The following is a 24,802-nucleotide window of genomic DNA, read 5'->3' on the forward strand; positions in this document are numbered from 1 at the left end:
CCTCACGTTTAAAAAATTCTTTTATTCTATTATACATAAAAAAATCCTATGAAATAGACTTTTTTTAAATTGTCTACTTCATAGGATACATTTTATTTTATAAGTAGCTTTTTATTAGCGCATATGAATTAGGTGAAAATATATACCGTTATCACCCCAACCTAAATCAAATGGAACATGATATCTTTCTACAGTATGAGAATTGATCATGGGATATCCATGAGAGTCTAGAGCAGTTACAATAGCGTTATGGTCTGTTTTATGTTTTTTTTCATAAGCAATAATATCACCAGGTTGAACTTTACCTATAAACCCGTTTGGATTATTATCTGAAGGGGTAACTAATGTTTCAAAAGAACCTCTTTTAAGAAGTCTTCCTTTTCCGCTATATATAAGATGATTTTTAAAAGCATCAGCATTTACCCAAGCTGCACTACAATCTGCAAAGTTATATTTTTTATATATAGCATACCATCCACCACCATGTCTTAAATCGCCACCTTCTTTATCACCCAAGCATTGAGAAACATAGTTTGTGCAATTACCACCTATACCAGTATAATTTTTATATTTTTTATTGTATTTTGGATTAGCTCCACTAGTAGCCCATGTAACTCCACAATATCTATCAGCATATTTTATAGCTTGAGATCTTTTATAATCACCTTTGTTATATTCACTAGGAAGTTCTAATTCACTCTTAACGAATTTTGTAAAATCATATTTTTGAGTTTTAGGTTGCGGTAATTTTGTTTCTTTTAAATTTACATTATAAGCTTTAAGTGCATCCTCAAAACAATCTAAATAATAATCAGTGTATATTTTCCAAGAATCATTTTGTTTTTTTAGCTTCATGTGATGTAAAAGAGAAATTCCAAAAACATTTTCTTGAGGGGAATGATCGTCTTTATATATATATTTAATCTTATATTCTTCATCTACTCTTATTTTAGTATACCCTCCTGAAAATTCCACTTTTTTTATTATAGGGATAGAAGTAATTTCAGTGAACTTTATTCCTCTTTCTGATGCCCAGTCCCTTAAATAACTAAAACGTTTTACTTCATGTTCTAAAGAATATAATCCATATTTTTGAGATGAATCATAAAATGTTTTAAAATATGAAAAATCTCCTGTAAAGAATACCTTGTTTTTGGTATCAAATAAATTTTTTACATATAGATAAAACTCACTTTTAGAGTTTGGGGGAATGTTCTCATTATTATACATAACAAATCCATAAGCAATTTTAGGATTAATGGGAATTAAGGAAAAGCAAATTAAACAAACAATAAGATTAAAATAGAATTTTTTCCTCATATAATAGCACCTCTTAAAATATATTTCTAAATTAGTATTAGTAAATTAAATAGGTTTTATAATAAAATAAATTAGGATTTTAATGAAAAAAATGAGAAATAATTTACATAATAATTACAAAGAGTATTTAATAGCTCTTAAATTACAGATAAAGGAATATGTTAGTTGAATAATAAAGCGTTCTTGAATTATAATGAAATATGTGATAAACAATTTTAGTGATGAATATAGTAGTAGAATTTACCTAGGAGGATAAGCATGAATAAGAGGAATAAATTAAAGAAAAAAGCTATTAAAAAGAGTTTTTTAATTTTAATAGTATTATGTATTTCTTTATTGAGTATATATTCTTTTATTAAGAGTACAAAAAATAAAAAAATAGAAACTTCATTAAATAATATAATTAAAAATAACTTAAAAGAGGCTAAAAATGAATTAAATGATTTAATAGAAGATAGTAATAAAAATCATAACTTATACATATATAGAGCGTATGTGGAAGGCGAATTAGGACAAAAGGAAGAAGCATTTAAAGATATAAAAAGTAGTTTACAATTAAACTCTAGTAATAAATTAGCATATGCAGTAAAAACGAATTTACAATTAAAATATAAAGATATAGAAGGAGCCAAAGAATCCGCAGAAAAAGGAAAAGATCTTAAACCTAAAGATGCTTTTGAAAATTTTGTTTTAGGAAGTTTATATGGAAATACTATAGATAAAGATAAAGCTATGAAATTTTATGATAATGCTTTATCTAAAGAAGCCAATTACTCTATGGCATATAGTGGGAAGGGAGACGTTTATTTTTCATTAAAGGAATATAATAAAGCTTTAAGGGAATATGATAGGGCTTTACAGATTAGTAGAAAAAATTATAAGGCATTAAGTGGAAAAATAAATAGTTTAATAGATATAAAGAAATACGAAGAAGCCATTAAAATAGGAAAACAATATTTAAGAAATAATGATGTTAAAGATATCGATGTTCTATATTCTTTAATAAGTGCTTATGATGCTAAAAAAGATTATAATGGATTATTAAATTTTAGTGATGAATTATTAAAGAAAGATTCAAACAATTATGAAGGATATTTATGTAGTGGATGGGCTTATTATAACCTAAACAATTATGAAAAGGCTGTACAATTCTTTAATAAAAGCATAGTTATAAATCATAAAGAAGCTTCTTCTCATAACATGAGAGGTTGGTGCTATAGTTCTTTAAAAGATTATAATAAAGCTAAGGAAGATTTTGAAGAGGCATTGAAATTAAATAATAGTTATACTGATGCATATAGAGGACTTGCTTGGGTATATAATAATCAAGGAAAACAAGATAAGTCAATAGACATTTGTAATAAGGTATTAAAGTTCGATAAAGATAATGCTAATATATATGCTTGTTTAGGGTGGAACTATTTAGAGAAAAAGGATAATAAAAAGGCCAAAGAATATTTTAATAAAGCTATTTCTATAAATCATAATGATATTGATGCGCAAAATGGAATTAAACTATTATTATCATTATATTAATGTTATACAAAATCATATGAATAAAACTTTTCAGTTAAAAAGATTAAATAATAAAGGGGAATTTACTATGGAAAAATTATATGTTACAGATCTAGATGGTACTTTACTTAGAAATAATGCTACACTTTCAGAATTTTCACGTAGGAATTTAAGTGAACTTATAAAAAATAAAGATTTAAAGTTTACAATAGCAACGGCAAGAGCATTACCTTCAGTTAGATATATTTTAAAAGATTTACCTTTAAATATTCCTGTAATCGAAAACAATGGAGCATATGTTACAGATTATAAGACAGGAAAACATTTAATAGTAAATAGTATAGAAGAAAATTTGGCGAAGGATATTTTATCTATTATTTCTATGTATAAATCTTCACCTTATATTTCAGCTTGTAATGAAAGTGAAGATAGACTTTTCTATGGAGATGTTATTAATGAAGGAATGCAGTTATTATTAAATGATAAAATTAAACAAGATGATAAAAGATTAAATCAAGTAGAAGATATTAATTGTGTATTAAATAATAAAATCGTAGGTTTTACAGTTATTAATAAAGAAAAAGAACTTACTCCCATTTTTAAAATTTTAAAAGAAAAATACGGGAAACTTTTAAGGTTCACTTTTGAGGAAGATCAATATTATCCAGGATGGCATTGGCTTACTATAAATTCTTGTAATGCTACAAAAGCAAAAGCAATAGATACAGTAAGAAGTATTATGGGATTTGATAAAGAACATCTTACGGTTTTTGGTGATAATACAAATGATATACCAATGTTTGAAATAGCTCATGAAGGAGTTGCCACAAGTAATGCAAAAGAAGAATTAAAAAAATATGCTACTAAAATAATTGGAAGTAATGAGGAAGATAGTGTAGTTAAATATATTTTAAATGATCAAAATAATGGATAAGCATATATCAAATTCAGTATTAAAAAACTTAATTTTGAATGATTTATTGCTTTTAAATATAAGATATAGTAAAATATGAATGAATTATACATTAGAAATTTATAATAGATATATAACTAAATAAAAACAAATATAATAATTTTTAAAGTTATTATAAGTGAGAAGTAACCACTTTGAAAAATCTTCAAAGTGGTTTTATTTTTTTGTATGAAAGGAGATTTTCAATGAGTAATATTGTGCAAATGAGAAAAAAGTTTTTAGGAGATAAAATATTTTTTAAGAATTTAATTACAATAGCACTGCCTATTGTAATTCAAAATTTTATTGCATCTTCTTTAAATATGGTTGATACCGTTATGATTGGAAAAGTAGGTGAAACAGAAATTGCAGCGGTAGGTATTGCAAATCAGTATTTTTTCTTATTTAGTTTATTTATTATAGGAATATATGGGGGATGCGGAGTTTTTATATCTCAGTTTTGGGGAAAAGGCGATGAAAACAACATAAAAAAAATTATGGGGATAGGAAATATCTTGGGAATTATATTATCAATTATATTTACTATAATTGCGCTTATATTTTCAAAAGAAATTATAGCTATTTTTAATAATGACCCTAAAGTTATTAAATTAGGAGGAGAATATTTAAAGATAGTATGCATTAGTTATATATTTACCGCTATTTCTTTTAATTATAGTACGGCTTGTAGATGTATTCATAAGGCAACCTTACCTATGTTTATAAGTGCAATTGCTATTTTATGTAATACAGTTTTTAATTATATTTTTATATTTGGTCATTTTGGATCTCCAATATTAGGAGTTAAAGGGGCTGCTTTAGCTACATTAATTGCAAGAGTACTAGAATGCATTATTTTACTTATAGTAGTATATAAAAATAGATTATCTATTGCAGCTAAATTTAATAACATGGTAGATTATGATATAAATTTTGTTAAAAAAGTATTTAGAACTATTATTCCTGTAGTTTTAAATGAAGGGTGTTGGGGATTAGGTGCTGTAGTATATTCTGTAGTTTATGGAAGAATAGGTACTCAGGCTATGGCTTCAGTTCAAATTTGTACAACTATACAAAATCTATTTATGGTAATTATTTTTGGAATTGCTAATGCAGCTACAGTTTTAATAGGAAATAAGGTAGGTGCAGGAAAAGAAAAGGAAGCTATAGAAGATTCTATTAGAATTTCTCTTATTTCAGCTTTAATAGGTATAATAATAGCTATTTTATTAAGTTCTACATCGGGAATAATTTTATCTTTTTTTAATGTATCAGAAGCTGTTAAACACACCTCAAAGATTATATTATATATAGTTTCGGCAATTTTACTTATTAGAGTAACTAATATAAGTATTATTGTAGGAATTTTAAGAGGGGGTGGAGATGCAGGATATGCTTTAAAAGTGGAAGCTTTTACTATGTGGTTTATAGGTGTGCCGCTTGCTTTTATAGGAGCTTTTGTTTTAAAGTTACCTGTAGAATATGTTGTAGCATTAGTTACTATTGAAGAGGTTGTTAAGTGTTTCTTTAGTGTAAAAAGACTATGTTCAAAAAAATGGATAAAATCAGTAGTACATGAGATCTAATTATAATTAAAAAAACCTTGTATGTAAGAGTAAAAATTACGATACAAGGTTTTAATTTATTGTTAAAGTCTAATTGTTTTTAGATTTTCTATCATTTCTATTCATGATTCCAGATAACATTAATGCTATTGCACCATCTCCAGTTATATTACATGCGGTTCCAAAACTATCTTGAAGAGCAAATATAGTTAATATTAGAGCAGTGCCAGCATCATTAAATCCAACTATACTTATAATAATACCTAAAGAAGCCATTACAGTTCCACCAGGAACACCAGGTGCACCTATAGCAAAGATACCAAGTAAAAATATAAATACTAACATAGTACTTAAAGATGGAAGTTTGCCATATAAAATTTGAGAAACAGTCATAACAAAGAATACCTCTGTTAAAACGGAACCACATAAATGAATAGTAGAACATAATGGTATGGCGAAGTCTATAATATCTTCTCTTAATGCAGGTGATTTTTTTGCGCATTTTAAGGCAATAGGGAGTGTAGCCGCAGAGGACATAGTACCTACAGCAGTTAAATAAGCACCACCATAATATTTTAAAACTTGTAAAGGGTTTTTACCTGAAATTGCACCACCGATTAAATATAAAACAGTAAGCCAAATAAAATGTCCAATTAGAACAATAATAATAACATTTATAAAAACGGGTAATTGTTTGGTTATAGATCCTTCATAAGATAAAGTTGCAAAGGTTGCTGATATAAATATAGGAAGTATAGGAATTATAATTCTATTTACTATAGATAACATAATATTTTGAAATTGATCTAATAATTTATGCATTAAATCTGCTTTTGTCCAGGATGTAGCTAATCCTAGTAATAAGGCAAGAGTTAATGCGCTCATAACAGACATTACTGGTGGAATATCTAATTTAAATAAAAGTTCAGGGAGTTTTCTTAATCCCTCAGTATTATTAACTATGGAAAGTTTAGGAATAATAGTATATCCAGCAACCATAGAAAGTAAAGCGGCGCCAACAGAAGAAGTATATGCTATTATTACAGTAATACCTAACAATTTACTGGCATTAGATTTTAATGAAGCTATAGAAGGTGCTATAAACGCTAATATTATTAAGGGAACAGCAAAAAAGATAATTTGACCTAAAATATATTTAATAGTTAAGATTATAGTCATAGGTTTTTCAGGTAATATAAGACCCAATATAATACCTATTGTTACAGCTATTATTAGCTTAAAAATTAATGAATTAAAAAATTTTTTCATATAATATCCCTCCCATAAAAATGATTTTTGGGTATAAAAAAACTTCCACCTCATACAGAGGCGGAAGTTTCCGCGGTCCCACTCTGTTTAACTAATATATACAAAGAAAAAAATTAAATCTTGTGAGTATAGTTTAGTTAACTCTTTAAAATGTGCTATAACGTGCCACAAACGCTGAAACCTACTTTATATTTCAATTCTAGAGCTCTAAGATGCACTTCACATAATTTTATCTAAAAATCTCTTTCAGCCTATTGAAGATTTCTCTCTGATAGATTTTAAATTATGCTACTCTTCTTGTCATTGCTTTTAAATATTATTTTTAATTTTAAGTTATTTCCTATAGGATATATATAATTATATTCAACAAATTAAAAAGTGTCAATTAGATTAAGAAAATTTTATAAGTATTTATAGTTGCAGATATTAGATGAGAAATTATGTAAAATTAGAAAATAAGAAAGAAGAAAATTAAATATATATTATACAAAAGCATTGCTTATTAAGTTATAAGTGTTATAGAAGAATGAAGAAATGTATAAGATATTTACAAAGAGTAAAAAAGGTAGTAAAATCTCTATAGACTGAATATTCTGAAAAATTTAAGATTAGGTGAATATTTAAATTTTAGAATGTGAAGAGGTAAAATAATTGAGTATAATAAATGGATTCTTAAAAGATAATTATTAAGGATATAGAGATAAGTGGTTGAGCATTTTATAAGAAGACAAAATTTGGAGATGTATATTTAGTATTGTATGTTCTAGTTTAAATTAAAGAGGGGAAATTTATATGGAGATTAAAAGTAAAAACTATAATGAATTAGATTACATAAAGATACCTTTAAAAGTTGCACCAGTACTAGTTGTAAGTGAAATTATATTTAAAATATTGGTTGGTTTTTTGCCAAGTTTACAGGTAATAGCAACAAAGAAATTTATCGATACTGCTATTGATATTTTTAAAAATGGAAATACTAATAGAATCTATAATCCTTTGATTGCAATTCTTTTTATTATAATATTTTCTTTTTTGTCTGAATCTATCTTATCTTTTTTTAAGTTAGAAGTTAACCTTCGTTTAAATAAGGAGCTTTTACCAGCTCTTATAAAAAAGGAAGGTAATTTAGAATTTAAATACATAGAGGATAACGATTCTTTATCTTTAATATCTACAGTTCAAAGAAATTTAACTGAGAATATACAAAATGGTTTTGAAAACTTACTTGATATAGTAGAAATGACAGTAAAAATTGGAAGTATTTTTATATTAATAGGAAGTAAAACATTAGGAACAGCTATAGGTATTTTAGTATTTTCAATTCCATTACTTTTCTTAGCTTTTAAAAGTGGAAAGGTTAATTATGATGCTTATGTAGAAGCTGAAAAATATAGACGTAAGGCAGATTATTTAAAGGATATTCTGTCTTCAAGGGAAGCTTATTTAGAACGTTCTTTATTTGGATATACACAATTTATAGATAAAGTGTGGAAATCTAAATATGAAGATGCTCGTAAAATCGAGTATAAGGCAGATAAGCAAATTTTTATTAAAACAAACATAGCAAGTATAATTACTACAGTTTTATCTATGACAATTTTGTTTGTTTTGTTGTTTCCAGTAGGCCAGGGAAAAATTACTGTGGGAATGTACATAGGTCTTGTTACTGCAGTTTTGAATTTGGTTGAACAAATGGCATGGAATTTAACTTTCATTATTCAAGATTATTCTAAGTATAAATTGTACTTAGAAGATTTTTCGGAACTTTCTAAAATGGAGGAAGTAAAAGGTGCAGATAAATCTAAGGATTTATCAATAAGAGATATGCCTTTTGAAAGTATAGAATTTAAAAATGTGTCTTTTGCTTATCCTGGCACATCTACTAAAGTATTAAATAATTTTTCTATGTATATAGAAAAAAATAAACACTATGCTATAGTTGGTAAAAATGGAGCGGGAAAGACAACCCTTATAAGCAATGCACCTTTTTATATTTTAGATGAACCAACAGCTGCTTTAGATCCAATTAGTGAAAGTAAGTTATATGAGTTATTTAGCAAGGTAAGTACTGAAAAACCTATGTTTTTAATTACTCATAGATTAGGTGCAGCTAGAATTTGTGATGAAATATTTGTGATAGACAAAGGTACTGTTCTAGAACAGGGAACTCACGAAGAATTAGTTGAGAATAAAGGAGCTTATGCAGAAATGTTCGAATCTCAAAGGAGTTGGTACAATGAAGAAGAGTAATAATCTGTCTCTTAGATATATGCTTATAAAGATTTTTCCTAAAATATTTGCAGTTGCTCCTAAAATATTTATATTTAATTATATATTGTTTTTAATTAATGGGCTTTTATATATGTCAACTACTTTAGGTATGCAATTTTTATTTGATAAAGTAAATTACTTATCCTTAAATAAGCGTGGTATAAAAGAAGCTATTATAGCTTTAACAGTGCTTTTAGCTATAAAAGTATTATCGGAGATTGTAAGTGGAGTTGCAAATTTTTTAGCTGAAAGTTATGATCCACAGGTAACCCGGGAATTATCTCATGATATTAATTTAAAAATAGCTAAATTAGACCCTATATGTTTTGAAAATTCGGAAATATTGAATTCCATTAATAAGTCATATTTAGGAATAGGATATGCAGTTCAATATATAAATACAATTATGGATGGAATTTTATTTTATTTTCCCTATTTTTTATTTATGGGAATATATTTGTTTAGGTTAAAGAAAACCTTAGTTATATCTTTGATTTTGGTTTTTTTACCAAGTATTTATACAGTTTTTATAAAAAGAAAGTTTTCCTTAGATTTAGAGGAAAATATAGCACCACTTAGAAGAAAAGTTGATTATTATGGTGAATGTATAGTTGGTAGAAAGTATACTAAAGAAACTAGGATTTTGGGTATTCAAAGTTATTTTATGAAGTTATTAAAGGATTCTATCCAAATTATGAATGGGTTACAAAGATCAACTACTATAAAAATAAATTTAATAGAACTTAGTGTGAAATTAGTATCACTTTTAGGATATTTAGGAGTATTTTTAATTACATTTTATGCTTTGATAAATAAAGAAATTGGTGTAGGTGCCTTTGCAGCTATTTTTGCATCTATTGATAGCATGTTTAGTTTAATGGAGGAATTTATTTGTGGCAGACTTAATCATTATGCAGGAAACTTTGGAAAGGTAGAAAATTTTTTGAGCCTTTTACAATTATCTGAAAGAGATTATAATAAGGAAAATTTAAAGACTAAAAGGGATAGTATACAATTAAAAAATGTATGTTTTTCTTATCCAGGCTCAGATAAAGAGGCAGTTCATGATATTAATTTAGAAATAAATAAAGGAGAAACTTTAGCTATTGTAGGTGAAAATGGATCGGGAAAATCTACCTTGGTTAAATTAATTATGGGTATGTATCTTCCAACAGAAGGAGAAATTTTGTTTGATGGTATAAATTCTAAAAAATTTACTATGAAAAATATTTTTAAAAATGTTAGTGTTGTTTTTCAGGATTTTCAAAAATATCAACTTACATTAAGGGATAATATACAAATTAGTGATTTTAATAATAAAGATTCTAATAATGAGAGATTAGAATTAGTCCTTAAAAATGCCGGAATTGATAGTGGTCATAAGAATTTTGAATTAGGATATAATACAATGTTATCTAGGGAGTTTGGAGGAGTAGATTTGTCAGGAGGGCAATGGCAGAGAATAGCCATAGCTAGGGGGCTTTATAGGAACTCCGATTTTGTAGTATTAGATGAACCAACATCTGCTATTGATCCCATAGAGGAAACTAAAATATATAAAGATTTTAATACTGCAGTTTTAGATAAGACTGCTCTTATAGTAACCCATAGGCTAGGGTCAATTAAATTTTCAGATCGTATTGTAGTTATGAAGGAAGGAAGAATTTTGGATGTGGGAACCCATAAAGAGATCATAGAAAGATGTGAGTTTTATAAAACTATGTGGAATTCTCAAGCTAAATATTATGAAAAGTAATGTAGTTACCAATGGCATAGGGAATAAAAAATAAAAGCTTTTTATTTTTAAATATAATAGAGTAATTTTATATTAACCTAATTTAGTGTGTTATAAGTTAAGATGTATTTTTTATGCTGTATATGTACAAAATAATTATGTAGTAAAGGATTTTTAGCCCATCAATATAAAGATCTAGCATTAGTTTATATAGTAATGTGCCACTAATAAACTAATGCTAGTTTTATTTTGGAATTAAAAACAAATAATCATTAAAGTAAATATTACTATATTTAAAAGATTTATCTGGGGTATAGAAAAAAGTATTAGTCTTGGTATAATAATAGTTAGAAGATATAAGTATTAATTTATTTTTATTTAATATGTAATTAAAACTTATTTAATTTTTTATATGTATAATATTATTAAGGGATACAAAATAACATATAGGGTGGTTTTTATGGATTTAATACAAATTTTGAACGAGATTGATAGAATAAGTATTGAAAACGGTGATAAAATTGCACCAGTAGAAATGCTTAAAATGTTTACTAATGGAAGATCTGGGGCAGGGGTATTCATGATAGAATATGGTCCAGATAATAAAGTAGGAATTCTAAAACTTACAGGAAGTAATGATGAAAGCGAAGCGTTTAGAAGAGCATATGAGGTAGCGGTACAGAATAATATGCATAAATACATAGCAAAACTAATGGCTCATTTTAAATTAGAATTAGGAGGCAGAATCATACATGCCAATATATATGATTTAGCTGGAGATGATATATATACTTCAGAAACTTTTTTAGATAAAGTAGTTAATGAAGACGAATTAAAAGATAATATTATGTCTAAACTTACTAAGTTTGCTTTTACATGGAACAAAGAGCATGAAAAAAAATATTTATCACCATGTGATGTTATAAAAAATGAACTTTCTTATAGATTTATGGATAAAAAATATGTTAAATCCTTTGAAGATATAGGGATAAAGAAGGGTATAAAATGGATTGCTTTAGATGGAACTGACGAGATTTTACCTAATCCATATCATTTTTTCAGTGATTTAGATGTGTGGGGAGATAAAAAAATTACTTGTCTTACATCCTATGCACACGGAGATTTTCAGGGAAATAATATAATTATTACGGAAAATAAACCAATTATTATAGATTTTTGTGATGTTCTGGAAGATTGTAATGTATTTCATGATATAAGATATTTAGAATCCATAACATTATCAGATTATTTAGAATTTGATTCGGAGTTTGATAGGGAACTGTGGATTAAAATATGTAAATGTATAAGTGAAGGTATACAAAATGTAGATATACCTAGAGGAAAAGGAATGTCACTTTTAAGACAGTTAATTCCTAAATTAAGAGAAAATATTAAATTAGTAGTATCAGATAGTAGAAATGTATTATATAATCCGTCTTTTTATTTGGCAGGAGTAGCATGCGGATTAATTAATATGAGAAAAATTAAAAAGAAAGATAAGCGAAAAGCTGCTTTAATATATGCTGCATATAATTTAAAAATGTTTTTAAAAGATGAAGCTGTGGGAATGTATAATCCTAATTTAAATTCTTGTATGACCATAGGATGGATGGATACAAAAGAAAAAAATTATATGATTAATCTAAAAGATATGGATTAAAAATAAAAAAGTTGTCTAGTTTTATAAAATTAGACAACTTTTTTTATAGGTGTTAGTATGAGAATTTTTTTATTTATTCAGTAAAGTATAATTTAGATAAGTCTTCAAACATATAAATTGGCACTAATCTAGCTTCTTTGACTCCAGCTAAATTTTTAACTGTAGCAACTCTGGAAATAGCATAATCCACAGGATAAACTATAGCATCATCAGCAATTGTTTGTTGAATTTTTTCATATAATTCTGTCCTTTTTTTACTATCCTTTTCTATATCAGCTTTTTTAAATAATGTGTCTATTTCCGGATTAGAATAACAAGACGCATTAAATGATGCTTTAGTACCGTAAACTTCTGCATAGGCACTTGGTTCACTACCCATAACATATCCGTTTAACATAAAATCAAAATCTCTTTTACTTTCTCCAGTAAGTTTATTAAAGAACGATTCATAGTCTATAGCTACAGGATCAACAGTTAAACCAATTTCTTTTAATTCTTGTTGAACTATAAGGGCTTGTTTCTTTTGACCTTCATCATCTCCAACATAATTAAAAGTTAATTTACCATTGCTTACTCCAGCCTTTTTCATTAATTCCTTTGCTCTTTCTGAGTTATGATTATATTTTTCTACATTGTCTGTATAACAAGAAGCAGTTGGAGGAAAAACGGAATATGCTTTTTTAGATAATTCAGTAGTTCCAGCATCACTTTTAATTATTTCATCTTTATCTAAGGCATAGCAAATAGCTTGTCTAACTTCTTTTTTAGCTAGAATAGGATTATGTTTGGTATTTATAACCATATAATTTACCATACCTTCATCAAATTCATAAGTTTTAAAGTTGTTGTTATTTTTAAATTGCAAGTATTTTTCATTATTAAGATAAGTTGATGAAATCTCTCCATTTTCAAAAGCTGCGGATGTAGAATTTTTATCGGCAACAGTTCTAAATACTATTTGATCTATGTTAGGTTTTCCACCGTAATAATCATTGAATCTTTGTAAGGTTAAAGTTTCACCTTTTTTCCACTCTTTCAGTTTATATGGACCAGAACCAATAGGTTTAGATGTTGAAGCTTCTGCCTTAGCAATATCTTTTTGAGATTCTTTTTCAAAAATATGTTTAGGAATTGGTCTAAAGTCCGCTAAACCTGCTTTAAATGGAGTATAAACCTCTGGAAGTTTAAATTCTATTGTTAGATTGTCTTTTTTAATTATTTGAACTTCCTTTCCTCCAACTATAAAGCTATCTCTTCTTTCGATATTTTGTTTTTTATCTAAAGCAGTTTTTATAGTAAATATAATATCATCAGCATCTAATTTTTCACCATCATGCCATTTTAAATTGTCTTTTAAAGTTAAAGTATAAGTAAGCATGTCATCTGATATTTTTAAATTTTTTGCTAAGTAATATCTTGTTTCATCACCATCTTGAATAAAAAGAGGATCAAATAAAGCATTACTTACGGTAAATGTAATTCTATTTTGTCTAAAAAAAGGATTTAAACTAGTGGGATCAGAGCCTGCAGAAAGCACCAAAGTACCACCATCTTTTTTCTTTGCTTCAGTTTGTGTTGTCTCTGACTTAGTAGTTACTTTTTTATCAGATGAAGCTTTACTGCTTGAGCATCCAATTAAAGAGAATACTAAAGAGGCTGATAATAAGGCAGCAAGAAATTTTTTTTTCATGTTAATTCTCTCCTTAAAATTTATTTAAATATTATTTCCTACTTATTTTAGGTTCCATAGAGGTTCTTAGAACATCTCCAAGAATATTAAAACTTAATACGGTTATTAAAATTATCATTCCTGGGAACATGGCCAAAAATGGAGCTTGGGATAGATAATTTTGAGCACTTTGTAACATACTTCCCCAAGATGCTGTAGGTGCTTGAACACCTAATCCTAAAAAACTAAGAGAAGATTCTGTTAAGATCGCCCCTGCTATATTAATGCTAGATATAACTATTATTGTAGGTAAAACATTAGGTAAAATATGTTTTTTAATTAGATGTCCATTAGAGCCTCCCATAGCTTTACCAGCCAAAACATATTCTCTTTCTTTATATGAAAGTGTTTCTGAACGTACAATTCTAGCAATTCCCATCCAACCAAATATACCTATAATAATTATTATGTTTTCTAAACCAGGTTTTAAATAAGCATTTGCTATTAACATTAAAAAGAAAGTTGGTATACACATTAAAATATCTATAGATCTCATAATAATTTTGTCCAGTAATCCACCATTAAAACCACTAAAGGTGCCTACAAAAGTACCTATAAAAGTGGACATAATCATTGCTAAAAAGCCTACTGTTAAGGATACTCTTCCACCATAAAGTATTCTTGTAAAATAATCTCTTCCTAATTCATCAGTTCCAAATAAATTTTTAAAAGTTGGAGGACTTAATCTATTAGATATATCAATTTTATTAGGATCATATGGAGATAAAAATGCAAAAATAGAACAAATAATAATTATTATTAGAGAAATCATAGAAAACATTGCTAACTTATTCTTTTTTAATTCTCTTGCAAAATTTGTAAAGTAGTTATTTTTAGGGAAAGAAAGTTCGGCATCTTTAAGTTCCGAAAAATCTCTATTTAAAAATTTAAATTTATTGCTATCTAGTGTTTTTTTTGTGTAGCTATTAACAACGTTTAAATCTAATAAACTTTTTTTATTACTCAAATTATTAGGCAAAATTTTATTATCCATTTAAATCATTCACCACCCTAATTCTAGGATCAACAACGTAGTATAAAATATCAGCAATTAAATTACCAAAAATCAATAAAACGGAAGATAACATTGTAATAGCCATGATTATAGGATAATCTAAACTATTAATAGAGCTTAAACCAAGTCTACCCATTCCAGGCCAGCCAAAGATACTTTCTGTTATAAAAGCGCCCGTAAATATATCAGGTAAGCTCATACATAATATAGTTATTAACGGCAACAATGAGTTTTTTAATACGTGGTTTAATACAACTTTTCTTTTAGAAACACCTTTAGACAAGGCGGTTTCTACATAATCTTCTTCTAATTGACCTATTATTCCTGAACGTACATATCTAGTTAAAACAGCTATATTAGGAAATGCTAATACTGAACAAGGTAATATCATATGTTTTAGAACATCAAAAACTGAATTTTCAATTCCTATAGTATGCATTCCTATACTAGGTAAAAGTTTTAATTTTAAAGAAAACGTTGTTATTAAAATCATACCAAACCAAAAACTTGGTATAGATATTCCTATATAAGAAATGAATGTGATAATTCTATCTAAAAGTTTATCACGATGTGTAGCTACATAAATACCCAAAAATATAGAAACTATTAAAGAAATAATCATTGAAGTTCCCATTAAAATTAAAGTGGGTCCTATTCTAGATCCAATTTCTAAAGAAACCTTTTGATGGGTTATCATGGAATATCCTAAATCACCTTTTAAGGTATTCCCAAGCCAGTAAAAATATCTTATAATTATAGGTTTGTCTAATCCCATGTTATGCTTAATTCTTAAAATTTCTTTGTAGTTCATTTTAGGAGTTATGTAAGCTTGCACAGGGTCACCTGGTGCTAAATTTATTAATAAGAAAGAAATAAATGAAATAAAAAATAGCATAGGTACAATATTTAAGAGTCTTTTGAACAAATGTTTTTTATTCATAATATCACCTGTACTTTTAAGTAGTTGTTAATAAAAATATAATTTATCAACATGAAAAGGGTACAACAAAAAAAGACTTTGTTCAACACTTTTAAAAGATATATAGAAACAAACTATAGAATATTTTGAATATATAGAAAAAATGTATGAGGTTTTTATAATAAGTTTCGATAAACTTTAAAAATAATCATAAATTTATATAATTAAATAATAATTATATAAAAAAGAATAAAATAAAAAAGAAGCTATTGTTAAATAACTTCTTTTAACGTATAAACTATATAAAATTAAAGATTAGGGTAGATAATAATCCACCTATCACAGATACCACATATAAAATTAATGTAATATAGAATGCTTTTTTTATATTTTTTTTGTCTTTAAATAATATTAATAGTCCAAGACCGGCATTGGAACTTAGACCAGATACCAAAGCACTAAATGTTAAACCACCTCTAATAAAAACTTCTATTAGAGCTACAGAAGTAGCACAATTAGGAATTAGTCCTACTAAAGAGGTAAGTATTATTTGTAAGAAATTATGTTTGGAACTTATTTGAATAAAAGAAGAAATTTCTTTTATTTCAAAAATTATATTTAACACAAAAGTTATAAGGAAAATATATAAGGATATTTCAAATAACTTTTTCAAGCAAGTAATAACTAACTTTTTAAAATCAACTTTTATATTTTTATTATTTTCATCCGAAGTTATAGATGTTTTTTTGATATCTTTATGTGAACAACTGCAATTATGTGAACATGATACAATATTAAAGTTATTCATAGGTTTTAATTTTAACTTTGAAGAATTTCTAAATATAAAGTCCACACTATATCCTAAAACTATTCCCAAAATAAGTTTAGTTACAATTAATGGGGCAACTAATTTTACTTGATTAGGTTTTGCAAGTAATAATGGTATTGCCTCGTCAGAAGTAGATACAAAAATAGAAATTAAGGTTCCTATAGTAATTAAATTCTTGGAATAGAATCCAACAGCTAATACAGAAATTCCACATTGAGGAATAACTCCTAATATAGAACCTATAAGAGGACCTAATTTACCAGCTTTTTTTATTTTATGATTAAGTTCATCGCCATATTTTGCTTCTAAAGATTCCATTATTAAGAAAACTATAAAAAGTAAGGGTAACATTTTTATAGTATCCATAAAAGCATCTAAAAAACTATCTATTAAAATTTCCATAAAAACCTTCCTTTATCTCAGAATATGCAGTTGCAAAGCATTTGCAACTAATATTATATAAGAAAAGGAAGGTTTTATCAAGAGTTATTGGAATTTAAAAAAATAATTAGTTTTATTTTCCTATAAACATTTGTGTCCAATATAATCTGCCATTTGAATCCTTTGCAATTCCAACTCCAAGATCTGTAAAGTTAGAATTTAAAATATTTGCTCTATGTCCAGAAGAATTCATCCAAGAGTTCATAACTTCACTTGGAGAAGGTTGTCCCATGGCAATGTTTTCACCGGCAGCATTATATGATATATTAAATTTGTTCATCATATCAAAAGCAGAACCATATTTTGGAGAATTATGAGAAAAATAATTATTGTTCATCATATCTTCAGATTTTAATGTAGCTAACTTATTAAGATCAAAGTTTGCTTTTAATGGTTTTAATCCTGCTTTGCTTCTTTCAGAGTTTACAAGATTTAATACTTCAGTTTGATAATTAGAAAAATTACCTGTAGTAGCATTTTCAGAATTATTATTATTTAAATTTTTGTTTTCATTGTTATATTTACTATCTTCTAAAGTATTATTTTTATCATTAGGTTTAGAAACATTATTATCATTTTTTGTTTTAATATTATCAGGTGTATAATTATTATTTATATTAACATTAGGTTTAATTTCAGTATTACTTGAGTTACAAGTATTTGTTTTACAATTATTTACACTCTCTTTAATGGATTCTTCAGTAGCATTAGCATTATTTCCCTTAGATTTTGAAATAGAAGGGGTAGCTACAGGTTGATTTGATGCACAACCTAATTTTAAATTATATAGATAACTTTGGTTAGTACAAAAATAATATTTGTTAAGACAAATATTATTTGCATATAAATATTTTATACATGATAAGTTTACCCTGTTGTTGCAGTTGTAAGTATAGTTTTTCTGAGAATTAATAACTTCAGTAGCGGAAACTGATACTGAAGTTGATAGAGAAATTGCAGCAGCTATAGCAAATCCTAAGATTTTTGACATTTTATTCATAGTATCATCCTTTCTGAATATCTTATAAATTTTATGGAATAATACTATCATGAGTATATTTAGTATTAAAGTGAAAAAATGTGGTTTTTAAGTTATTAACTTGAAAAAAAGCTATAAATAAAATATAATTTTATAATTAAGGATAAATTTGTTAATTACAATTCAGGTGTTTATAGGTTATGGACCATAAAAATTACTTTATAAAAAAAATAAGCCATTTTCTATTAAATGGCTTATTTTTAGTGAATTATACTTTTGGAACTTCTGTAAAATGATATGTTGCTGAATCCTTAGATAAAACATCAAATGTAAATCCTTGAGCTTTTAAGCCTTCAATTATTTCAGGCAATGCTTCAGGAGTAGTTGTTTTTGGATTTAAATCATGCATTAATATAATAGCTTTTTTAGTATACTTACTTTCCCTAAGAACACTTGAAACTATTTTATCTTTATTCTGTCTAAAAGTAGATGCATCTGTTGAATCTACATTCCAATCAAAGAATTCATAGTCTTTACTCATTTCCTTTAGAACTTCTTTCATAATACCACGACCACCATAGTTGTGGCTTATAGTGTTATTAGAACCACCTGGATATCTTATTAAATGAGTAGGTGCCTGTCCAGTAGTATCTTGTAAGAATTTATCTAACTTTTCTATATCAGCTCTAAAAGCTTTTGGAGATGAATATACGGAGCGATAATCATGACTATAAGTATGATTTGCTAAAGCATGTCCATCAGCAGCAATGGCTTTATAAAGATCGGCAAGCTCTGGTTTTCCATTAACAAAGAAAGTAGCTTTTACATTGTATTTTTTTAAAGTATTAAGTATTGTTCTTGTGTTACTTGATGGACCATCATCAAAAGTTAAGTAAGCTATTTTAGCATTTTGAGTTTTGGATTTTAATTCTATATTAAGAGTATTAACATCTTTCTTTAATTTTGATATATCTTGTTTTGTTTTTTCATTATCTTGAGAAATTTGTGTTAGTTTACTTTCAAATTTTTTGTTTTGACTTTTAATTCTCATAGCTTGAGTTTGTGTAAAAACAGCACCAGAAAAGGCAACTATAAATAGGCAGAATAATACTACTCTAATTATACTTAGAGAATTACTAGATTTTTTTCTTTTATTGTAGTATCTTGACATATATCTTGTCCTCCTTATTTGTTTAATTTATCTTCAATTGTTTTTTTGTCTTGAAGTAATTTTTGTTTTTCTGAATCCAAAGTATTTTTTTGTTTCTCTAATTTTTCAACTTTAACTTTTAGATCTTGATTTGATGTTTTTAAAGTTTTTATAGAAGAATTATTGAATAAAATAAATCCAATACTTGCAATAAATAATATAACTAGTAATATACCGAATCTTTTTTTCATGAATGTTTCGCTCCCAACTTAAAATATTTTTAGTACAATATTATTATACACAATTATTGACTTTTTTTTTAATTACAATTAAGTAACAAATATTTAAATGAAGAATAGTATAATAAAATTTAGTAATATAGGTTTAAATAATAATAATAAGCAATAACAAGATAAAATAATGAAATTTAGGTTGATAAGGAGAAAAAAGTATAAAATGATTTTAAATAAAAAAGAAATTAGACAACTTATTTTAACTAAAAGAGATAATATAGATCAAAAAACTAAAGAATTATGGGATAAAGAGATTGAAGAAAAGTTAATATTAACTAAGCAATTTAAAGATGCAACTACGATTTTTATTTATGTAAGTTTCAATTCAGAAGTAAGTACTAGGCATATTATTACATTAGCTTTAGATAAGGGAAAAAGAGTATGTGTTCCTAAAGTTGATAAAAGTAATAAAATAATGGATGCATATTATATAAATCATATAAAAGATTTACAAAAAGGTGTGTATGGAATTTTAGAACCTAAGGATCAGTGTATAAAGGCATGTAATGAAGATATAGATTTAATAGTATGTCCAGGATTAGCCTTTGATAAATTCGGAAATAGAATTGGATATGGAGGAGGATATTATGATAAATTCATTGGGAGTACAAAGAAAAAGATTATAAGCATCGGATTAGCATATAAATTCCAAATAATAGATAATGTTTATAGTAATGAAAAAGATAAAAGAATTAATTATATAATAACTAATCATTGAAACTGAAATTAAAAAATAAAAAAATAACATTTTTGAATAAGTAATTTTATTTTTTATTCAAAAATGTCATTTTATATAGGTCAATTATTTTTATTCTTATTTGAAATTTAGAATTTAAATTTATTTAAATCTTTACCAAATTCTTCGGTTAGAGCTTTAAATTCCTTAATATTTTCTAATAAATTCTTAAGTTCATTAGTATAGTTTATTACATTAGCACTTACTTCTTGAGAAGAAGCTGAATTCTTTTCTGAGATTTCTGCCAAGGCTTCTATATTAGTAGATGCACCTATGATTTCAGAAGTTTGGGAATTTAAGTCTTGAATAGTATCAATAATAGATGAGGATACATTATCTATATTGCTAGTAGCTTCAAAACTTGAATTTCTTGAATCATCCAAGTGTTTTCTTACATTATTTAACTCATTAAATTGAGATTCTATTTTACTTACTAATACTTGAATAGAATCTTGGAATCCTGAAAGATTAATATTTATCTTATCTACAGCACTATCTGTTTCTTCAGATAATTTTCTTACCTCCTGAGCTACTACAGAAAAACCTTTACCAGCCTCACCAGCTCTAGCAGCTTCAATAGAGGCATTTAATGCTAGAAGATTAGTTTGACTAGAAATTTGAGATACCATAGAAACTATATCCATAATATTTTTAGCATCATTTAAAAGTTTTTCACTACTTTGTCTAACTTCTTGGAAATTATCTAAAGTATTACTTATAGTTGAGTTGGCCGTATCGATATTAGAAAAACTAGTATTAATCTTTTCTACAGAGTTTTGAAGATAGTTTTTATTATAGTTTTCTCTTTCTACAATTTCTTTTAATTTTTCTATGTTATTATTTAAGGTTTCAGATGCATTTTGGGTATTTTCAGATTGTATCATTGCACCACTGGCAAGTTCTTCTATAACACCAGAAATATCATCAGAAGTACATCTCATATTTTCAGCAGCTATATTTAATTTATGTGTAAAAGTATTCATATCATCATTGAGAGCCTTAAAACCAATGAAACTTGAACCTAAAGTTTTTTCGAATTCCTTCAATTTATTAAACAAATCTTCGCTTTTGTCCTTAGTTATTATTCTTCCATCTTCTACTGATTTACCTTCAATAAGTTTATTTAATTCTTCTTCAAAGGCATTATAAGGATTTAATAAAAGTTTGTTTATAATTAATGTTGTTATAGCTGGAATAATTGATATAGTTATGTTTTTAAATATATTAGATGTTCCCATAATAATAAAAGATGAAATAAAACTAATTAAAAATGTAATTATAGTAGTTTTTAAAGATATATCTTTTACAAAACCAAAAGATAAAAGTTTATTTAAAGTAAATTGCTTTTCAAAAAATATATCTTTTTCAAAAGTAATTTTAATTTTGCAAGTATCATCTTCTATTCCTAATTCTTCAATATCAATTTTTTCCTTAAAATGTTCTGCACTACCATAAATTAAACCCATAAAGTATTCAAACATTCTACGCTTAGAAGTATATGTTAATATAGCTTCATTACAAGATATAGGTTCTAACCTTAAAATAGGAGGTTTAGCTCCAGGTAGTTTTTTAACTATTTGTATATGTACATCGTACATATTTTTAAGAAAAGAGTACAAATTTTGTCCTTTGAAAAATATTGAATAAGATTGAGAGAATTGTCTAATATTATTAGTTCCTATTTTTAGCCAAAGCTCTTTCGTAGTTATGCTTTTAGAATCTGCTATAAATTTAATCAAGTCTTTTACTTTTGTATCATCAACGCTTTCTAAAGGCGTAAATATCTTATCAGAAGACCACCCAACTTTAGTCATTGACTTAGTTACAGTATCTTCACCATAAAGGGATTTACAAGTACTAATCCAGGTAGATACTACAGTTCCTTTCATAAAAATACCTCCTTAATATAGTTACAAGAAACTATTTAAATACATACTTTTAATTAAATTTCGGATAAAATTTACATTACTAAAGATATAATTGAGTTTTATTTAAAGTATTATAAATATTTTTTTATAGTAAATGCTAAATTTAATTGAGTTCTATTATAGAATTATAAAATTTGAAAAATAAGAAGATGAAAAGTTTGAAAATTGGACAATTGGATATATATTTTTTAGTGGAATATTATAAATGAGATATTAATATATTAAAAGATAAAGATGTAATACAAGAATATATGGAGAAAACAGAGGATATAACTAATGCATATAATGAAGATTTACATATAGAGCTTTTTTATTTCTTATATGTGTAAGGGATATGTTACAAAAAGAGGTTTATAACTTAAATGTTAGTAAATAAATTTTGATTAAATATTCAAAAAAGTTTCAGAATGATATATAATATGTTTTAAGGTAACGTTTTTGGAAGATAAGTCCTATAAATTTAGGGTTTATCTTTTAAAAATTAACTTGCTTTAGAGTAAGATTATTTTAAAAAAGAAAGGCAGGTGTGATTTCTGTATATATACTAATATTTTAATTTTATATTATATAAAAATGTACAAGTTGGTATATATCAGAAGATATTATGGAAGTTAAGGAAAGAGTTAAAAAATTAAGAGAACTTATGAAAGAAAAGGGTATAGATGCATATATAATTCCAAGTGCTGATGCTCACCAAAGTGAATATGTAGCACCTCATTGGGAAAGTAGAAAATGGATATCAGGTTTTACAGGTTCAGCAGGAACAGCAGTAATAACTTTAGATGATGCAGGACTTTGGACTGATGGAAGATATTTTATTCAAGCTGAAAAGCAATTGGAAGGTTCAGGAATAAGATTATTTAAAATGGGACAACCTTCAGTTCCAACAATTAATGAATGGTTAAAAGATGTATTAAAAGAAGGAAGTACAGTTGGATTTGATGGAAAAGTAATTTCTAAGTATTTTAAAAATATGTTAGAAAAAACTTTATGTAAGAAAAACATGAAGTATGATCTTCAATGGGATTTAGTTGATATGATATGGGAAGACAGACCAGAAATACCTATGGATTCGTTTTATTCTCTTGATGTTAAATATGCAGGTAAAAGTAGGGTTCAAAAAATAAATGAAGTAAGAGAAGAAATGAAGAAAGATGAGGCAACTCATTTTATACTATCCTCTCTTGATGATATAGCATGGTTATTTAATATTAGAGGAAATGATGTTCCGTGTAATCCAGTTATTATTTCTTATGCCATTGTTTCAGAAAATGAAGCTATTTTATTTGTAGATTCTAAAAAAGTAACAGACGAAATTAGAAAAGAATTAGAGAAAGATAATGTTCAAGTTAAGGAATATAATGAAATAGAGAATTATTTAAAGAAATTAGATACGACTAATGTAGTTATGTATGACCCTGTTAAAACTAACATGTGGATAGTAAATTCAATAAATTCTACAATTAATACAGTTGAAAAACAAAATGTTACAACTAAAATGAAAGCTATAAAAAATGAAGTTGAACTTAATAATATGAGAAAAGCACATATTAAAGATGGTGTTGCTATGGTTAAATTCTTATATTGGTTAGATACTAATATTGGAAAAGAAAAGATTACAGAAATTTCAGCTTCAGACAAATTAGAAGGATTTAGAAGTAAACAAGAAAACTTTAAAGGAATAAGTTTTGACACTATAGCAGGTTATAAAGAACATGCGGCAATGATGCATTATAAAGCAACAGAGGAAACAGATGCAGAGCTTAAAAAAGAGGGAATGTTACTTGTAGATTCAGGTGGACAATACTTAGAAGGAACTACAGATATAACAAGAACTATTGTTTTAGGATCTTTAACTAAAGAAGAAAAAAGAGATTTTACATTAGTTGCTAAAGGAGTTATTAACTTAAGCTTAGGTAAATTCTTATATGGTTGCACAGGTACTAATGTAGATATTCTTGCTAGAAGACCACTATGGGAGTATGGTATAGATTATAAATGTGGTACTGGTCACGGAGTGGGATTCTTCTTAAATGTTCATGAAGGACCTCATGCTATAAGAGTAAATTATGTTTCTACTGTTTTAGAAGATGGTATGGATGTTACTAATGAACCAGGAGTTTATAAAGAAGGAAAACATGGTATAAGAACAGAGAATATTTTAGTTGTACAAAAAGATGAAAAAACTGAATCAGGACAATTTATGAAATTTGAGACTATTACTTTTTGTCCAATAGATTTAAGAGGAATTGTAGTTGAAATGTTAACTCCTGATGAAAAGGCATGGTTAAATACTTATCATAAACAAGTATATGACAAGCTATCAGCATATTTAAATGAAGACGAAAGAGAATGGCTAAAATATCATACTAGAGCAATATAAAAAATTATATAATGTTTTAACAAAAAGGGGCTGTCGCACTAAAAAATAGTGCGACAGCTTTTTGCGTAAAAAATAAATCTCCCACTCGAAAGAGTGAAAGATTTATAGTAAAA

General features: G+C 26.4%; 18 protein-coding genes and 1 other annotated feature. Of the genes, 8 read left to right on the forward strand and 10 right to left on the reverse strand.

Annotation, left to right across the window (positions count from 1 at the left end; translation table 11 throughout):
* Positions 1 to 114: 114 nt before the first annotated feature.
* The gene (locus tag QOZ93_RS13135; protein ID WP_307357166.1) at positions 115 to 1,320 is read right to left on the reverse strand and encodes an amidase domain-containing protein; all 1,206 of its coding nucleotides are present in this window, start codon (positions 1,318 to 1,320) and stop codon (positions 115 to 117) included.
* A 258-nt stretch (positions 1,321 to 1,578) separates the two neighbouring features.
* Here QOZ93_RS13135 and QOZ93_RS13140 point away from each other — a divergent pair, with 258 nt between their 5' ends.
* The 3 genes from QOZ93_RS13140 (at position 1,579) to QOZ93_RS13150 (ending at position 5,373) form a co-directional block, all read left to right on the forward strand.
* Positions 1,579 to 2,856, forward strand: a complete 1,278-nt coding sequence (locus tag QOZ93_RS13140) for a tetratricopeptide repeat protein (protein ID WP_307357168.1) — start codon at positions 1,579 to 1,581, stop codon at positions 2,854 to 2,856.
* 67 nt (positions 2,857 to 2,923) lie between these two features.
* Positions 2,924 to 3,769, forward strand: a complete 846-nt coding sequence (locus QOZ93_RS13145) for an HAD family hydrolase (protein ID WP_307357170.1) — start codon at positions 2,924 to 2,926, stop codon at positions 3,767 to 3,769.
* Between the two features lie 224 nt (positions 3,770 to 3,993).
* A complete protein-coding gene (locus tag QOZ93_RS13150) occupies positions 3,994 to 5,373 on the forward strand; it encodes an MATE family efflux transporter (RefSeq protein ID WP_307357177.1) in 1,380 nt (459 codons plus the stop codon).
* A gap of 69 nt (positions 5,374 to 5,442) precedes the next feature.
* On the opposite strand, the gene QOZ93_RS13155 is transcribed toward QOZ93_RS13150, so the two are convergent.
* Positions 5,443 to 6,621: a dicarboxylate/amino acid:cation symporter gene (locus QOZ93_RS13155; RefSeq protein ID WP_307357180.1), complete on the reverse strand. Its 1,179-nt coding sequence runs from the start codon at positions 6,619 to 6,621 to the stop codon at positions 5,443 to 5,445.
* A 53-nt stretch (positions 6,622 to 6,674) separates the two neighbouring features.
* Positions 6,675 to 6,934 (reverse strand) — a binding site (T-box leader).
* 479 nt (positions 6,935 to 7,413) lie between these two features.
* On the opposite strand from QOZ93_RS13155, the gene QOZ93_RS13160 reads away from it, so the two are divergent.
* The 3 genes from QOZ93_RS13160 to QOZ93_RS13170 all read left to right on the forward strand — a co-directional run bounded on the left by QOZ93_RS13160 (position 7,414) and on the right by QOZ93_RS13170 (position 12,287).
* On the forward strand, positions 7,414 to 8,871 hold the full coding sequence (locus tag QOZ93_RS13160; protein WP_307357183.1) for an ATP-binding cassette domain-containing protein: 1,458 nt from the start codon (positions 7,414 to 7,416) through the stop codon (positions 8,869 to 8,871).
* The gene (locus tag QOZ93_RS13165; RefSeq protein WP_307357185.1) at positions 8,858 to 10,648 is read left to right on the forward strand and encodes an ABC transporter ATP-binding protein; all 1,791 of its coding nucleotides are present in this window, start codon (positions 8,858 to 8,860) and stop codon (positions 10,646 to 10,648) included. The genes QOZ93_RS13160 and QOZ93_RS13165 overlap by 14 nt, the downstream gene beginning before the upstream one ends.
* A 439-nt stretch (positions 10,649 to 11,087) precedes the next feature.
* On the forward strand, positions 11,088 to 12,287 hold the full coding sequence (locus QOZ93_RS13170; protein ID WP_307357189.1) for a hypothetical protein: 1,200 nt from the start codon (positions 11,088 to 11,090) through the stop codon (positions 12,285 to 12,287).
* A 73-nt stretch (positions 12,288 to 12,360) separates the two neighbouring features.
* Here QOZ93_RS13170 and QOZ93_RS13175 read toward each other — a convergent pair whose 3' ends face one another.
* The 7 genes from QOZ93_RS13175 to QOZ93_RS13205 all read right to left on the reverse strand — a co-directional run bounded on the left by QOZ93_RS13175 (position 12,361) and on the right by QOZ93_RS13205 (position 19,600).
* On the reverse strand, positions 12,361 to 13,977 hold the full coding sequence (locus tag QOZ93_RS13175; protein WP_307357192.1) for an ABC transporter substrate-binding protein: 1,617 nt from the start codon (positions 13,975 to 13,977) through the stop codon (positions 12,361 to 12,363).
* Positions 13,978 to 14,008: 31 nt separating this feature from the next.
* On the reverse strand, positions 14,009 to 15,010 hold the full coding sequence (locus QOZ93_RS13180; RefSeq protein WP_307357194.1) for an ABC transporter permease: 1,002 nt from the start codon (positions 15,008 to 15,010) through the stop codon (positions 14,009 to 14,011).
* Positions 15,003 to 15,971 carry an ABC transporter permease gene (locus QOZ93_RS13185; RefSeq protein WP_307357196.1) on the reverse strand — a complete coding sequence of 323 codons (969 nt, stop codon included), beginning with the start codon at positions 15,969 to 15,971 and terminating at the stop codon, positions 15,003 to 15,005. The genes QOZ93_RS13180 and QOZ93_RS13185 overlap by 8 nt, the downstream gene beginning before the upstream one ends.
* Before the next feature lie 277 nt (positions 15,972 to 16,248).
* On the reverse strand, positions 16,249 to 17,181 hold the full coding sequence (locus QOZ93_RS13190; protein WP_307357198.1) for a putative manganese transporter: 933 nt from the start codon (positions 17,179 to 17,181) through the stop codon (positions 16,249 to 16,251).
* 112 nt (positions 17,182 to 17,293) lie between these two features.
* On the reverse strand, positions 17,294 to 18,220 hold the full coding sequence (locus QOZ93_RS13195; protein WP_307357201.1) for a CAP domain-containing protein: 927 nt from the start codon (positions 18,218 to 18,220) through the stop codon (positions 17,294 to 17,296).
* A 247-nt stretch (positions 18,221 to 18,467) separates the two neighbouring features.
* Complete coding sequence (locus tag QOZ93_RS13200; RefSeq protein WP_307357204.1) at positions 18,468 to 19,370, reverse strand: polysaccharide deacetylase family protein; 903 nt, start codon at positions 19,368 to 19,370, stop codon at positions 18,468 to 18,470.
* Positions 19,371 to 19,384: 14 nt separating this feature from the next.
* Positions 19,385 to 19,600, reverse strand: coding sequence for a hypothetical protein (locus tag QOZ93_RS13205; RefSeq protein WP_111941274.1), 216 nt, complete (start codon positions 19,598 to 19,600; stop codon positions 19,385 to 19,387).
* A 205-nt stretch (positions 19,601 to 19,805) separates the two neighbouring features.
* Between QOZ93_RS13205 and QOZ93_RS13210 the strand changes: the two genes are divergently transcribed.
* Positions 19,806 to 20,360, forward strand: coding sequence for a 5-formyltetrahydrofolate cyclo-ligase (locus QOZ93_RS13210; protein WP_111941276.1), 555 nt, complete (start codon positions 19,806 to 19,808; stop codon positions 20,358 to 20,360).
* A 107-nt stretch (positions 20,361 to 20,467) separates the two neighbouring features.
* Here QOZ93_RS13210 and QOZ93_RS13215 read toward each other — a convergent pair whose 3' ends face one another.
* Positions 20,468 to 22,267 (reverse strand): heme NO-binding domain-containing protein, encoded by a 1,800-nt coding sequence (locus tag QOZ93_RS13215; RefSeq protein WP_307357208.1) that lies wholly within the window; start codon positions 22,265 to 22,267, stop codon positions 20,468 to 20,470.
* A 643-nt stretch (positions 22,268 to 22,910) separates the two neighbouring features.
* Between QOZ93_RS13215 and QOZ93_RS13220 the strand changes: the two genes are divergently transcribed.
* Complete coding sequence (locus tag QOZ93_RS13220) at positions 22,911 to 24,689, forward strand: aminopeptidase P family protein (RefSeq protein WP_307357212.1); 1,779 nt, start codon at positions 22,911 to 22,913, stop codon at positions 24,687 to 24,689.
* The last annotated feature ends 113 nt before the right edge of the window (positions 24,690 to 24,802 follow it).

Origin of the sequence: Hathewaya limosa (assembly GCF_030815255.1) — a bacterium.
GTDB lineage: Bacteria > Bacillota > Clostridia > Clostridiales > Clostridiaceae > Hathewaya > Hathewaya limosa.

Bases quoted from the DNA above. Each gene is read 5' to 3' on its own strand.
- QOZ93_RS13135 (WP_307357166.1), bottom strand. From the start codon at position 1,320: ATGAGGAAAAAATTCTATTTTAATCTTATTGTTTGTTTAATTTGCTTT.
- QOZ93_RS13140 (WP_307357168.1), top strand. From the start codon at position 1,579: ATGAATAAGAGGAATAAATTAAAGAAAAAAGCTATTAAAAAGAGTTTT.
- QOZ93_RS13145 (WP_307357170.1), top strand. From the start codon at position 2,924: ATGGAAAAATTATATGTTACAGATCTAGATGGTACTTTACTTAGAAAT.
- QOZ93_RS13150 (WP_307357177.1), top strand. From the start codon at position 3,994: ATGAGTAATATTGTGCAAATGAGAAAAAAGTTTTTAGGAGATAAAATA.
- QOZ93_RS13155 (WP_307357180.1), bottom strand. From the start codon at position 6,621: ATGAAAAAATTTTTTAATTCATTAATTTTTAAGCTAATAATAGCTGTA.
- QOZ93_RS13160 (WP_307357183.1), top strand. From the start codon at position 7,414: ATGGAGATTAAAAGTAAAAACTATAATGAATTAGATTACATAAAGATA.
- QOZ93_RS13165 (WP_307357185.1), top strand. From the start codon at position 8,858: ATGAAGAAGAGTAATAATCTGTCTCTTAGATATATGCTTATAAAGATT.
- QOZ93_RS13170 (WP_307357189.1), top strand. From the start codon at position 11,088: ATGGATTTAATACAAATTTTGAACGAGATTGATAGAATAAGTATTGAA.
- QOZ93_RS13175 (WP_307357192.1), bottom strand. From the start codon at position 13,977: ATGAAAAAAAAATTTCTTGCTGCCTTATTATCAGCCTCTTTAGTATTC.
- QOZ93_RS13180 (WP_307357194.1), bottom strand. From the start codon at position 15,010: ATGGATAATAAAATTTTGCCTAATAATTTGAGTAATAAAAAAAGTTTA.
- QOZ93_RS13185 (WP_307357196.1), bottom strand. From the start codon at position 15,971: ATGAATAAAAAACATTTGTTCAAAAGACTCTTAAATATTGTACCTATG.
- QOZ93_RS13190 (WP_307357198.1), bottom strand. From the start codon at position 17,181: ATGGAAATTTTAATAGATAGTTTTTTAGATGCTTTTATGGATACTATA.
- QOZ93_RS13195 (WP_307357201.1), bottom strand. From the start codon at position 18,220: ATGAATAAAATGTCAAAAATCTTAGGATTTGCTATAGCTGCTGCAATT.
- QOZ93_RS13200 (WP_307357204.1), bottom strand. From the start codon at position 19,370: ATGTCAAGATACTACAATAAAAGAAAAAAATCTAGTAATTCTCTAAGT.
- QOZ93_RS13205 (WP_111941274.1), bottom strand. From the start codon at position 19,600: ATGAAAAAAAGATTCGGTATATTACTAGTTATATTATTTATTGCAAGT.
- QOZ93_RS13210 (WP_111941276.1), top strand. From the start codon at position 19,806: ATGATTTTAAATAAAAAAGAAATTAGACAACTTATTTTAACTAAAAGA.
- QOZ93_RS13215 (WP_307357208.1), bottom strand. From the start codon at position 22,267: ATGAAAGGAACTGTAGTATCTACCTGGATTAGTACTTGTAAATCCCTT.
- QOZ93_RS13220 (WP_307357212.1), top strand. From the start codon at position 22,911: ATGGAAGTTAAGGAAAGAGTTAAAAAATTAAGAGAACTTATGAAAGAA.